General features: G+C 71.1%; 8 protein-coding genes and 1 pseudogene. 6 read left to right on the top strand and 3 right to left on the bottom strand.

The window, feature by feature from the left end; all coding sequences use genetic code 11:
• Position 1: 1 nt before the first annotated feature.
• The 4 genes from ACRWK7_RS22430 (at position 2) to ACRWK7_RS22415 (ending at position 5,313) form a co-directional block, all read left to right on the top strand.
• Entirely contained in the window at positions 2 to 745 is a 744-nt protein-coding gene (locus ACRWK7_RS22430) for an amino acid ABC transporter ATP-binding protein (RefSeq protein ID WP_431858527.1), read from the top strand.
• 8 nt (positions 746 to 753) lie between these two features.
• Positions 754 to 1,455: a response regulator gene (locus ACRWK7_RS22425; protein WP_431858526.1), complete on the top strand. Its 702-nt coding sequence runs from the start codon at positions 754 to 756 to the stop codon at positions 1,453 to 1,455.
• Between the two features lie 592 nt (positions 1,456 to 2,047).
• On the top strand, positions 2,048 to 4,243 hold the full coding sequence (locus ACRWK7_RS22420; protein ID WP_431858525.1) for a methyl-accepting chemotaxis protein: 2,196 nt from the start codon (positions 2,048 to 2,050) through the stop codon (positions 4,241 to 4,243).
• A 38-nt stretch (positions 4,244 to 4,281) separates the two neighbouring features.
• The gene (locus ACRWK7_RS22415) at positions 4,282 to 5,313 is read left to right on the top strand and encodes a transporter substrate-binding domain-containing protein (protein ID WP_431858524.1); all 1,032 of its coding nucleotides are present in this window, start codon (positions 4,282 to 4,284) and stop codon (positions 5,311 to 5,313) included.
• 123 nt (positions 5,314 to 5,436) lie between these two features.
• Here ACRWK7_RS22415 and ACRWK7_RS22410 read toward each other — a convergent pair whose 3' ends face one another.
• Complete coding sequence (locus tag ACRWK7_RS22410) at positions 5,437 to 6,132, bottom strand: response regulator (protein ID WP_431858523.1); 696 nt, start codon at positions 6,130 to 6,132, stop codon at positions 5,437 to 5,439.
• Between the two features lie 34 nt (positions 6,133 to 6,166).
• The gene (locus tag ACRWK7_RS22405) at positions 6,167 to 9,523 is read right to left on the bottom strand and encodes an ATP-binding protein (RefSeq protein ID WP_431858522.1); all 3,357 of its coding nucleotides are present in this window, start codon (positions 9,521 to 9,523) and stop codon (positions 6,167 to 6,169) included.
• Between the two features lie 86 nt (positions 9,524 to 9,609).
• Between ACRWK7_RS22405 and ACRWK7_RS22400 the strand changes: the two genes are divergently transcribed.
• Positions 9,610 to 10,653, top strand: coding sequence for a transporter substrate-binding domain-containing protein (locus tag ACRWK7_RS22400; protein ID WP_431858521.1), 1,044 nt, complete (start codon positions 9,610 to 9,612; stop codon positions 10,651 to 10,653).
• Between the two features lie 2 nt (positions 10,654 to 10,655).
• Here ACRWK7_RS22400 and ACRWK7_RS22395 read toward each other — a convergent pair whose 3' ends face one another.
• On the bottom strand, positions 10,656 to 11,576 hold the full coding sequence (locus ACRWK7_RS22395; protein ID WP_431858520.1) for a LysR family transcriptional regulator: 921 nt from the start codon (positions 11,574 to 11,576) through the stop codon (positions 10,656 to 10,658).
• A gap of 540 nt (positions 11,577 to 12,116) precedes the next feature.
• On the opposite strand from ACRWK7_RS22395, the pseudogene ACRWK7_RS22390 reads away from it, so the two are divergent.
• Positions 12,117 to 13,370: pseudogene (locus ACRWK7_RS22390) on the top strand (NAD-glutamate dehydrogenase); the annotation flags it as partial.

Below are 13,370 nucleotides of genomic sequence, written 5' to 3'. Positions count from 1 at the left end.
GATGACCGAAACCGCCATCATCGAGCTGAACAAGGTCGGCAAGTGGTACGGCCACTACCACGCGCTGCGCGACGTCAGCCTGCAGGTCCGCAAGGGGGAGAAGGTCGTGGTCTGCGGCCCGTCGGGCTCCGGCAAGTCGACCATGATCCGCTGCATCAACCGCCTGGAGGCGCACCAGACCGGCAGCATCACCGTCAACGGCACCGAGCTGACCGACGACGTGAAGTCGGTGGAAACGATCCGCAAACAGGTCGGCATGGTGTTCCAGCAGTTCAACCTGTTCCCGCACCTCACCGTGCTGCAGAACCTGACCCTCGCCCCGATCTGGGTGCGCGGCATGGCCAAGGCGGAGATCGAGGAGGTGGCGCTCAGCTACCTCGACCGCGTGCGCATCCGCGACCAGGCGCACAAGTTCCCCGGCCAGCTCTCCGGCGGCCAGCAGCAGCGCGTCGCCATCGCTCGCGCGCTGTGCATGCGTCCGCAGATCATGCTGTTCGACGAGCCGACCTCGGCCCTCGACCCCGAGATGGTCAAGGAGGTGCTGGACGTCATGATCGAGCTGGCGGAGGAGGGGATGACCATGGTCTGCGTCACCCACGAGATGGGCTTCGCCAAGTCGGTCGCCGACACCGTTGTGTTTATGGCCGAAGGCAGCATTATTGAGACCGCACCCCCGGCCGAGTTCTTCGCCAACCCGCGCAGCGAGCGCACCCGGCAGTTCCTCGGCCAGATCCTGGAGCACTGACGCCGCCCATGGCGACCCTTGCCATCGTCGATGACGACGCGGTCACCCGCGAGACGTTGAACGCCTATCTCTCCGAGGAGGGCTTCGACGTGCTCCAGGCCGGGAGCGCCGAGGACCTCAAGGCGCTGCTGGAGACCCGTCGCATCGACCTGCTGCTGCTCGACATCCGCCTGCCGCGGCAGGATGGGCTGACGCTGACCCGCGAGCTGCGGGCGGCGTCGGACATCGGCATCATCCTGGTCAGCAGCCGCGGCGACAAGCTGGACCGCATCATCGGCCTGGAGATGGGGGCCGACGACTACATCGCCAAACCCTTCGAGCCGCGCGAGGTGCTGGCCCGCGTGCGCAACCTGCTGCGCCGCCTCGACGCCCCGGCGCAGGGGCGCGAGGACCGCCGGCGCAGCTTCGAGGGCTGGACGCTCTACATCGACCGCATGCAGTTGGTCGACCCGACCGGCGCCGCGGTGCGGCTGACCGGGGCGGAGTTCGAGCTGCTGTCCACCTTCGTGAGCAACGCCGGCCGGGTGCTCAGCCGCGATTACCTGCTGACGGTCACCACCCGGCGCAAGACCGAGGCGTCCGACCGCACCATCGATTCCCTGGTCCGCCGCCTGCGCCAGGTGGTCGAGGCCGATCCGAAGGCGCCCCGCCTGATCATCACCGTGCACGGCTCCGGCTACCTGTTCGCCGGCGATGTGGCGCAGGGGTGAGGGCCGTCACTTATCAACGCCCCTCTCGTCCGTCATCCTCCATTCCGTCATCCCCCATTCCGCCATCCCCGCGAAAGCGCTTAGGCGCTCAGTTTAGCGGTTGGCGGCCGGTTTCGGCGACCAATCACTGCCTCAAACCGTCATCCCCGCGAAGGCGGGGATCCATACGTTCCACAGCCTCTTGCCTCGGGAGTTATGGATCCCCGCCTTCGCGGGGATGACGGATAAGCGTTTGAATTCTTATGCCTTTCGCATCGTGATCGGCAGGCAAAGCGCCACCCGGCAGGAAGGGAATCAGTCCAAGCGATTGCCCTGACCCCACGCCACGACCTTGCCGAGCGTCGCCGAGTTTGCTAGGATAAAAGTCGCAAAAGCGGACCTATGTCCGCAGCCCGCCGGTGGGAACTGAACACCCTCTGCACATTGTTCCACGGTGTTCCAAACTGTTCCATTCGGCCCGTCAGCCCGGCCGGTTCAGGGCATCAACAAGCTGCCGCAAACTGTTCACATACGAACGGTATGCCGTTCATAGCCCCCTGGGATAACAAACCGTACGGACCGCGGACTGTCCGGTCACGGAGCGGAGGGTGGCATGACGATGTCGTCGGGGAACGGGCCGGGCGAGGCGCGCTTCCGGTTCTGGACGCTGCGCCGGGCGCTGGTGTCGGTGATCGGCGTGCTGCTGCTGGCGCTGTTCGCCAGCCAGGCCTGGGTGTCGCACCGCTACACCGCGTTCGCGGTGTCGACGCTGGACGACGGCGCGGCCAAGCTGCTCACCGTGCTCGCCAAGGACCGCATCCAGAAGGCCTACACGGACTGGCTGACCGGCCATGTCAACGAGTGGAGCCGCGACACCTACCTCGTGGACAGCCTGACGGAGGGGCAGGGGGCCAAGGCGGCGCTGGCGCTGAAGAGCATCTACGCCCGGCCGGCTGTGGTCGACCGCGAGGTGGTGCTGGTCGCCGTGAACGTCTTCGACGCCGAGATGAACCGGGTGACCCGTGCCGCCGACGGCAGCGCCGACACCGTGACCTCGGTCCCGGCGCTGCTGGACACGCTGAAGGGCCGCGAGCTGGCCGAGAAGCGCCGCCCGATCAGCCTGCTGTGGCGCAACGAGCGCGGGCTGCCGCTGTACAGCATGGTGGTGCCGATCGGCGGCTTCCGCGTGCTGGGCTTCCTGGAGGTGGTCAGCGACCCGCTGCCGGCGCTCGGCACGCTGGGCGCGGCGCTGGACTCCGACATCCGCTTCAAGGACGGCGGCGGCGCGGTGCTGTTCGAATCGCTGCGCGGCCAAGCCGGCGCCATCGCCCAGCCCTCGGTCAGCACCGCCACCATCCCCGGCGAGGGCGGCCGGCCCTGGGCCACCGCCGAGATCACCCGGGACATCGGCGCCTTCGTCGGCAGCGTCGAGGAGCTGCGCAACGAGGCGATCCAGATGGTGGCGCTGTTCGCCGTGGCGGTGGCGGTCTGCGCCACGCTGCTGCTGCGCGTCGCGGTGTTCGCCAGCCTCGCCAAGTTCGCCCGCGCCATGGAGCGGATCTCCGAGGGCAACCTGTCACTGGAGGTGCCGCGCACCGGCCGCGACGAACTGGCGACCATGGCCGCGGCGCTGCGCCGGCTGCGCCAGAGCGTCGAGCAGGTGCTGCTGCTCAAGCACATGGTGGAGAGCAGCCCGGTGCCCACCGCCCTGCTGCGCGCCGACGGGTCGGTCGGCTTCGTCAACCCGGCGGCGCGCGCCTTCTGCCGCGACCACGGCACGCACGAGGGCGCGGCCGACCTGCTGAACCAGGGCCCGGTGTTCGTCGCGGAGTGCCTGACCTCCGGCCAGCCGATCCGCCGCCGCACGCTGACCGTCGGCGAAACCACCGTGGAGGCCAACGTCGACCGCATCCACGACGAGTCCGGCGCGGTCATCGCCCGCACGCTGTCCTGGACCGACGTCAGCGAGCAGGTGCGCTCCGCTGCCCTCGCCCGTCAGCTGATCGAGGACGTGCACGGTGTGGCCTCCACCGTCGCCAGGCAGTCGGGGCAGCTGCGCGCGCTGGCCGACGACCTGCGGCAGCAGTCGGCGAGCACCATCGGCAGCTCCGTCTCGGCCGGCGCCTTCGTCGCCGAGAGCAACCGCAACGCCGCCGGCGCCACCGGCAGCGCCGAGACGCTGGTCGGCCACATCGCCACCGTGTCCGGCCTCGCCGGCGAGGCGGCGACGGTGGTCGGGACGGCCATCGGCGAGCTGGGCGACGCCCAGGGCACCGTCGAGCACCTGTCGGAGAACACCGAGCAGATCCGCCGGATCGTCGATGTCATCACCGGCATCGCCCACCAGACCAAGCTGCTGGCGCTCAACGCCACCATCGAGGCGGCGGTGGCCGGCGAGGCCGGGCGCGGCTTCGCCGTGGTGGCGGCCGAAGTGAAGAAGCTGGCCGAGGAGACGGCCGGTGCCACGGTGCAGATCGCCGGCTCGGTCGCCACCATCAACGCCAGCATCCGCGACACCGTCGGCACCTTCCAGCGCGTCTCGCAGACGGTGGAGCGGATCAGCACCGTGCAGGCGCTGATCGGCGACGCGGTGCGGCAGCAGAACGCCTCCTCCTCCGACATCATGACCAAGGTGGGGGAGATCGCGCTGACCTCCGGCGAGGTCGCGGCGATCATCGATGGGGTGAGCACCCAGGCCGCGCGCACCGGCGACATCGCCGGCACGCTGATCGAGACGGCGAACCGGCTGGCCGACGAGGCCGGCTCGCTGCACAGCTTGCTGGGGACGTTGCGCGCCCAGGCCGCCTGACCGAATATGGCCGCCCGATCTTCCGACGCGGACCGCCGATGACGACACGCACCTGGATTCCCGCCGCCATGACGGCGTTGCTGCTTCTGCTGGCCGGCGCCGCCGCGGCGGCGGACGGCGACGCGCTGGAGCGGATCCGCGGCCGCGGCAGCGTCGCCTGCGGCTTGCGCGGCGGGTTGGGCGGGCTGTCCTTCGTCGATGCGCAGGGGCACCTGGACGGCTTCATGGTGGACTTCTGCCGCGCCTTCGCCGCGGCGACGCTGGGCAACGCCCAGGCGATCCACGTCGTGCGCCTGCCCGACAAGCCGCAGGAGTTCGCCGCGGTGGAGAAGCACGAGGTGGACGTGGCGCTGACCACCACCACCTGGACGCTGAGCCGCGATTTCACCCACGCCATCGAGTTCCTGCACCCGCTGCTCTACGACGGGCAGGGCTTCGCCATCCTGGACGCCAAGCCGCCGCCGCTCGACCAGCTCGGCCCGCTGACGGTGTGCGTGAAGGCCCAGACCACCACGGCGCGTAACCTGGAGGACTCCATCCGCCAGACCAGCCGGCCGTGGTCGATCCGCACCTTCAACACCTACGACGAGGCCCTGCAGGCCTTCCTGGCGCAGGAGTGCGGGCTGCTGACCACCGACCGCTCGGTGCTGGTGACCTCGCTGGCCAGCTACCGCAACGCCGGGCTGGCGGTGCGCATCTACCCCGACGTCATCTCGCGCGAACCGCTGACGCCCTACATCGCCCGCGACGACCGCACCTGGTACGACGTCGGCCGCTGGGTCATCGCCGCCACCATCCTGGCGGAGGAGAAGGGCGTCACCTCGGCCGACGTGCGTGCCGGCCGGATACCCGACGATCCCGAACTGGCCGCCCTGTTCGGCCACGCCAGCGCGGGCGCGAAGGTGCTCGGCCTGCCGGAGGACTGGGCCTTGCAGGTGATCGGGCAGGTCGGCAACTACGGCGAGATATTCGAGCGCAACCTCGGCAGCCGCTCCCCCTACCGCATGGAGCGCGCGCTGAACCAGCCCTGGAGCCGCGGCGGCATCCTCTACGCGCCGCCGTTCCGGTAACTTCTAGCCCCTCTCCCTCGACGGGAGAGGGGTTGGGGAGAGGGTGGCGCCGGTGAAGCCGGCCAAAGTTTCCATCCCCCTCTCCCCAAACCCCTCCCCCGCAAGGGGGAGGGGCTTAAGGGCCTACTCCACCGCCGCCTGGAACGCGTATCCGACGCCGTGCATGGTGACGATGAAGCGCGGCTCGTCCGGGTCGTCGCCCAGCACGCGGCGCAGGCGGCGCACAAGGCGGTCGATGGAGCGGTCGTAGGGCACGTGGTCGCCGCGCAGCGTCAGGTCCAGCAGGTCGTCGCGCGTCAGCACCCGGCCGGCGTTCTCGACGAAGGCGGCCAGCAGCTCGAACTCCGCCGAGGTCAGGCGCGCCTCGCCGCCGTCGGGCGCCAGCAGGCGGCGCTTGTCGACCTGCAATTCCCAGCCGGCGAAGCGCCGGGAACGGCGCGGCGGCGGCTTGGCGGAGCGGCCGACGCGGCTGAGGATGGAGCGGGTGCGGGCCAGCACCTCGCGCAGCTCGACCGGCTTCTCGATGTAGTCGTCGGCGCCCAGCTCCAGCCCGATCAGCCGGTCCATGCGGTCGCCGCGCCCGGTGATCAGGATGATGCCGACGTTGGAGGTGGCGCGCAGCTCGCGGGTGATGGTCAGCCCGTCCTTGCCGGGCAGGCGGATGTCGAGCAGCAGCAGGTCGGCACGCGTGCGGGCGAGGATCGAGGCCAGCTGCTCGGCGTCGCGCGCCAGCAGCACCCGATAGCCCTCCGCCTCCAGGTAGGTCTTGAGCGTCTCGCGCGTGATGGCGTCGTCATCGACGACCACGACGGTGTGCATGCGATCCCTTGAGCGTTCCCTGCGTGGGTCGAGCTTACCGGCCCGCCGTGTCCGAAACAACGTGCCGCTCGCACCACGCGTCCATGGCCGCCAGCGCCTCGGCGAAGCGGGCCGGCGCGCCGGCGGCCAGGGCGCGCGCCGTGTCCGGCTGGCCGTCGCGCGCCAGATCCTCGACCTTGCGCATCAGGGCGACGACGGCGCTCAGTCCGAAATGGCTGGCCGCGCCGGCGAGGCGGTGCGCCACGTCCTCGATCCGCCCCGTATCCGGCTCCGTGCCGAGGCCGGGCAGGCCGTCTGCCGCCGCCTCGACCAGCAGCGCGCGGATGGTCGCGAAGCGCGTAGGCCCGAGCGAGCGGTGGTAGCGCTCCAGCACCGCCTCGTCGAGCAGAGGACCGGACTCGCGGCCGGCGGTCTCCGGCGGGGTGAGGCTGAACAGCAGGTGGGTCAGCCGTTCCGGGAAGATCGGCTTCTCGATCACCGCGTCGATGCCGGCGTGGGTGTAGCGGACGCGGTCGGCGGCGAAGACGTTGGCGGTGACGGCGACGATGGGCACCGCGGCGCGGGCGGGGTCGCGCAGCGCGCGGATGCGGCGGGCGACCTCCGGCCCGTCGAGGTCGGGCAGGCGGATGTCGAGCAGCACCGCGTCGAAGTCCCGCCGCTCCGCCAGCTCCAGCGCCTTGGAGCCGGTTTCGGCGACGGTGATGCGGTGGCCGGCGTCGGACAGCAGGCCGACCGCGACCTCGCGGTTGATCGGGTCGTCCTCGACCAGCAGCAGCCTCATCGAGCGCACCGCGTGCAGCGGCGTCGCCCCGCCCGCCCCGGCCGGCGAGCGGTCGTCCTCCACCGGCACCAGCGGGATGCTGACGGTGAAGACGCTGCCCACCCCGACCGCGCTGTCCAGCGCGATATCGCCGTGCATGGCCTCCAGCAGGTGGCGGACGATGGCGAGGCCGAGACCGCTGCCGCCGAAGCGGCGGGCGATGGTGGGGTCGGCCTGCTCCAGCTTCTCGAAGATGGCGGCGCGGCGTTCCGGCGGCACGCCGATGCCGCTGTCGCGCACGGCGATCACCAGCCGCGCGCCGTCCTCGCGCGCCGCCCGGGAGATGCGCACGGCGACGCCGCCGCGTTCGGTGAACTTGACGGCGTTGCCGACGAGGTTGACGAGGATCTGCCGCAGCCGCTGGTCGTCCGCCACGATGGACGCCGGCACCTCCGGCGCCACGTCGAGGGTCAGCGCGATGCCCTTCTCGTTGGCGACGCTCTCCACCGTCGCCATCACCTCGTCGAGCAGCGGCGTCAGCGCGCAGGGCGCCGGGTCGAGGTCGAGCTTGCCGTCCTCGATCTTGCGCAGGTCGAGGATGTCGTTGACCTGGTCGAGCAGCCCGTGCCCGCAACGCATGATCGATTCGGCGTAGCGCCGCTCCGCCAGCTCCAGCCTCCCGGTCAGCAACAGCCGGCACAGGCCCAGGATGCCGTTCAGCGGCGTGCGCATCTCGTGGCTGACGGTGGCGAGGAATTCGGTCTTGGCGGCGTCGGCGCGCTCGGCCCGCTCCTTGGCGTGGCGCAGCTCCTCGCGCGCCCGGCGCGACGCGGTGACGTCGTTGGCAACGCAGATGACGTGGTGCCCGCCCTCGTCCGACCACGCGAAGGGATGGCGCTGCAGGGCGAACACGCGAGGTTCAGCGTCGCCGCCGAACACCACCTCCTCGGCGAAGGCCTCGCCGCCGGCCAGCGCGCGGCCGGCTTCCGGCGGCAGCGCTTCGGCCAGCAGGCGGCCGCGGATGTCCTCGCGCCGGGTGGCGAAGGCCAGCTCCGCCGCGCGGTTCCACAGCACCACCCGGCCGGTCCCGGCGTCGAGCACGTAGAGGACGCTCGGCACGTTGTCGATCACCGCGTCCAGGAAGGCCTGGGTGCGCAGCAGCAACCCCTCCGCCTCGCGGCGGCGGGTGATGTCGACCAGCGCGGTCAGCATCACCTCCTCGCCCTGGAACTCGAAGGAGATGGCCGACAGCAGCCCCCAGATGGTGCCGGATTCGGTGACCAGCTGCGTTTCCACGTCGAGCGCGGCGCCCTTCGTGAACACGTCGTGCACGAAGTGGTCGCGGGTAGTCGGCTCCAGCCAAAGGCTGGCGGCGGGGCGGCCGAGCAGGCGGCCGCCGTCGCGCGCGCCGAACAGCGCCACCGCCATGCGGTTGACGAAGCGGATCTGCCCGTCGTCGCGACCGGAGATGACCAGCGGCACCGGCGCCGCCTCCAGCACGGTGCGCAGCCATTGCTCGTTCTTGCGCAGCGCTTCGCTCTTCACCTCGGTCTCGTGGACGTAGAAGCGCAGGGCCTGGGCCAGCTCCTCGATCTCGTCGTGCGGGGCGGCGTCGCGGGCGGCGGAATCGCCCTCGGTGCGCTCGCGGATCGTCTGGCTGACCGCCCACAGCCGCGCCACCACCTTGCGCTTGACGTACAGCGTGGTCAGCCCGGTGCCCAGCAGCACGATGACGATGGAGGCGAAGAACAGCCGCGTGTAGGTGTTCGACACGTCGATGACCTGCTGGCGGCTCTCCTCGGCCAGCTTGGTGTGCTCGACGAAGATGCTGGTGGTCAGCCCGGTGTTGAGCAGCGACAGCTGCCCGGCGCGGCCGAGCAGGCCGGCCAGCGTTTCCGACGCCTGCAGCTCCGCCCGCCGGTGCTGGAACACCGACCCGTCGCCGCGCACCAGCGTGCCCATCATGCCAACCAGCGGGGGCGCGGCCGGCGACGGGGCGGGCAGGGCGGCGAGCTGCTCCTCGGCGCGGGCGGCGAGGCGTTGCAGGGCGAAGCTGGTCTCCACCCGGTGCACCGAGGCGATGAGGAACAGCATCCGCTCCGCCTCGACCAGCCAGCGCTGCACCGCCGGGTCGGGGTCGGTGCGCAGCGCGCCGTCGGCCAGCGCGTCGGCGAGCTGCCGCACGTCGCGGTCGCGGTCGGCCAGCGCGCGCCGCGCAGCGGTGCGCTGCGCCACGCCGCGGCCGATGGCGTCGCGCAGCTTGGCGATCTCGTCGCGCTGCGCCTTCAGGTGCTCGATGCGCGGCATCTGCGGCGCACCCTGCGGGCTGATCTCGGCCAGCAGCCGGTCGTAGCCGGCGAACTGGTCGGACAGGCCCTGGCCGATCGCCTCGCGCTCGAAGGTGTCGGTGGACAGCGCCAGCTGCTCCAGCGAGCGCATGATGCGCTGGTGCTGGCGTTCCAGCCGCGCGGTGGCGACCACCGCCGGGAACTGCTGCGAGGTGACGCGGGTGATGCCATCGTGCAGGCTGTCGAAGGCGGCGTAGGCGCCCAGGCCGATGGCGAAGGCCACCAGGCCGTTGAGCACCAGGACGCCGAACAGCCGGCCGCCGACCCCCACCCGAAACGCCATCGCCGATTCCTTCCCGCGCGGCGCGCTTGCGCCGCATCGTACGTACCCTATCATACGGCCCGCAGCAGGGGAGAAGGGAAGGGCCGGTGCCACCACGAGTCCGCATCCTGGCCGCAGCGGCGGCCGGCTGGCTGGCGTTTGCGCCGCCGGCCGCCTCCCAGACTGCCTCCGAGACCGCCTCCGTCCTGGCGGCGGTGCAGCAGCGCGGCACGGTGCGCTGCGGCGTCACCTACAGCCCCGGCTTCGCCGCCAACGACGCGTCGGGCCGCCCGACCGGCTTCATGGTCGAGCTGTGCCGGGCGCTGGCCGCCGCGGTGCTCGGCAACGCCGAGGCCATCGAGCTGCGCAGCCTGTCCAAGCCGCAGGAGTTCGCCGCGCTGGAAGGCGGCGAGGTGGACGTGTCGTTCGCCCAGACCTCCTGGACCTTCCCGCGCGACGCCCTGCACCGCATCGACTTCGGCCCGCCGGTCTTCCACGACGACCAGGGCATCGCCGCGTGGCCGCGCGACGACGGGAAGCCGCCCTTGCAGGCCGGCGGCGTGACGGTCTGCGTCCCCGCCGCGACCACCTCGCAACGGGTGCTGGAGGAGTACGCGGCGCGCAGCGGCCAGTCCTGGCGGATCCTCCCGTACCCGACTTGGCCGGACGCGCTCCAGGCCTTCATCGGCAAGGAGTGCGCGGCGCTTTCCACCGACCGCGCGCTGCTGACCGCGGCGTTGCGCGCGCCGGACGTGCCGAAGCCCGGCGCCGACATCGCGGCGCTGCCGGTGCCGACGCGCGAGCCCATCGCCCCGCTCACCGGCAGCGCCGACCGCACCTGGGTCGGCATCGTGCGCTGGACCATGTTCGCTCTGATGCTGGCCGAGGAGAAGGGCGTAACCGCCGACAACGCCGCCATCCTGCGCACCACCGGCGGCAGCGAGGTGCAGCGCCTGCTGCAGGGCATCCCGGAGGTGGCGCAGCGCACCGGGCTGCGGCCGGACTGGGCCTATCAGGCCATCACCCAGGTCGGCAACTACGGCGAGATCTTCGAGCGCACCATCGGCGAGCGCTCGCCCTACCGCCTGCCGCGCGGCCCGAACCGGCCGTGGAGCAGTGGCGGGCTGCTGTACGCGCCGGTGTTCCAGTAACCTCACGCCGCCCGGTCGATGCGTCCGGCGGCGGCGCGGGCGATCAGGCGCTCGACCTCGACCACCTCGGCGATGAAGTGCTGCTCGACCACCGAGTGGGCGTGATGGCGGGCGCGGATGACGTTGACGGTGAAGCGCAGCGGGGTGTGCAGCGCCTTCACCCGGACCCGCGCCGGGTCGGCCGAGGCGGCGGTGTACTGGTCGACGATGGCCACGCCGGCGCCGTTCTCGACCAGCGCCATCGCGATGCGGTTGGTCTTCACCTCGATCTGCGGCGACAGCAGCACGTCGGACGCCTGACAGGCGTCGCGCACCAGGATGCCGAGGGGGTCGTCGGTGTGCAGGCCGATCAGCGGGAACTGGCGGAACACATCCAGCGTCACCACCGGCGGCAGGCCGTCGCCGGCCTCCGCCGGGAACAGGCCGACGAGATCGCCCTCGGCGATCACGTCGTTCTCCAGCGCGGGGTGCGGCTGCGGGTTGAAGGTGAAGCCGATGTCGACGTTCTTCACCAGCACGGTGTTCAGCACGTCGCGGTAATTGTGCGTCTCGATGTGCAGGCTGACGTTGGGGTGCTGCTTGACGAAGCGCGAGACGGCCAGCGGGATGATCTCGATGCACAGCGCCGGCGAGGCGGTGATCCGCAGGTGTCCGGTGCGCCCGCCGCGCAGGTTGGCGGCCAGCTTGCGCAGGTTCTCGATGTCCGCGAAGGTGCGCTCGACCTCGGCGTAGAGGGTGCGGCCCTCCGGCGTCGGGTAGAGGCGGCCCTTGATCCGCTCGAACAGCTTGATGCCCAGCTCATCCTCGGTGTGCAGAAGCACGTTGGTGACCGCCGGCTGGGTGACGTGCAGCAGACGCGCCGCACCGCTCACCGTCCCCGCCAGCATCACCGCCCGGAACACCTCGATCTGACGCAACCGCATGAACGATACCCGCGCATTCCCGGGGGAGGAGCCCCGGACATCCTAGATCATTCGCGGTCGTGATGAACAGTGATGCCTCCGCTGGCGAACGGGGTGCCGGAACATGTGAACGGCTTTGCGGCGGCGCCATGCCGTTCACATTCGCGCGCATTCCGGTCACAGCGACGCGCCACGCCGGTCACGGGCTCGGGCCAGGATTGGGCAGAGCGTTTCCTCCGAATGTACTGACTGAAGGCCCTTGCCCCGAGGCAAGGGCCTTTTTTTCGCGCTGGAATGGACCCGACAGGTCGCGCCTCCACGCCCCGTCTCCAGTTCGATGAGCCAGACACTGAGTGCCGTCGCCCTGGCTCCGCTGGCCGGCCCATAACTCCGCCTTATAGGCGGTTGGCGATAAGAAATTTCATGTGTTCGCGCGGCGGTGCTAAGCATTCGGGCACGCCATCACCGACCGGACCGCCGCAACGCCGGCGGACGACTTGCGCCATCGCGGCGCAGGACGGGCGGTTATTGCCTAACGCCATAGAGGGAAGAGAACGTCACATGGGTGCGGTCGCTCAGGGGCTTGTCGGGGACGTCACGGGTCAGCTGTCCGAACTGGTGCGCGCGCGGTTGGGCCGCGACCAGGGGGACGTGACGGAGCGCTTCGTTCGCCAGTTCTACGCCGACGTCCCGCCCGACGACGTGGCGCAGGCGCCCACCGACCAATTGTTCGGCGCGGCGCTGGCGATCTGGCAATGGGGCCGGCAGCGCACGCCGGGCAGCGCGGCCGTGCGCGTCTACAACCCGCGCCTGGAGGAGCACGGCTGGCGCTCGACCCGCACCATCGTCGAGATCGTCAACGACGACATGCCCTTCTTGGTGGATTCGGTGACGGCGGAGCTGAACCGCCGCGGCCTCACCGTGCACCTCGTCATCCACCCGGTGGTGCGGGTGGCGCGCGACGCGCAGGGCCGGCTGGCCGACCTCTATGAGCCGACGGCGAGCCCCATCGACGCGCCGGCGGAATCCTTCATGCACGTGGAGATCGACACCCGCACGGCACTGGTGGAACTGGAGGCCATCCGTTCGGGCATCGCGGGCGTGCTCGCCGACGTGCGGGCGGCGGTCGGAGACTGGGCGGCCATGCGGTCGCGCCTCGGTGCGGCCGCGGAGGGGATCGCGGCGGCGGCGCTGCCGGCCGACGAGGTGGCGGAGGGCGGCGACTTCCTCAGTTGGGTTGCGGCCGACCACTTCACCTTCCTCGGCTACCGCGAGTACCGCCTGGAGGAGGCGGCGGACGGCCCGGCGCCGCGGCTGGTCGAGGGCAGCGCCCTCGGCATCCTGCGCGATCCGGCCGTGGTGGTGCTCGACGCGTTGCGGGCCGACGGCTGCGCACTCGTCCAGGCACCGCGCGCCGTGCTGGTCGCCAAGGCCGACCAGGCATCGACCGTGCACCGCCCGGTGCCGATGGACGTCATTCTGGTCAAGCGCTTCGACACGCAAGGGCGGATCGCCGGCGAGCAGCTGTTCGTCGGCCTGTTCACCTCCTCCGCCTACAACCGGTCCCCGCGCGACATCCCCTTCGTGCGCCGCAAGGTCGCCGGCGTGCTGGAGCGCGCCGGTTTCGACCCCACCGGCCACAACGGCAAGGCGCTGCTCAACATCCTGGAGACCTACCCGCGCGACGAGTTGTTCCAGGCCGGCGTCGATGAGCTGACCGACACCGCGCTCGGCATCCTGCACCTGCAGGAGCGGCAGCGGCTGGCGCTGTTCATCCGGCGCGACCCGTTCGACCGCTTCGCCTCCTGCCTCGTC

Source organism: Azospirillum sp. (genome assembly GCF_050789165.1).
The sequence above is the reverse complement of the archived record's forward strand: the minus strand, read 5'-3'. Positions and strand labels throughout refer to the sequence as shown.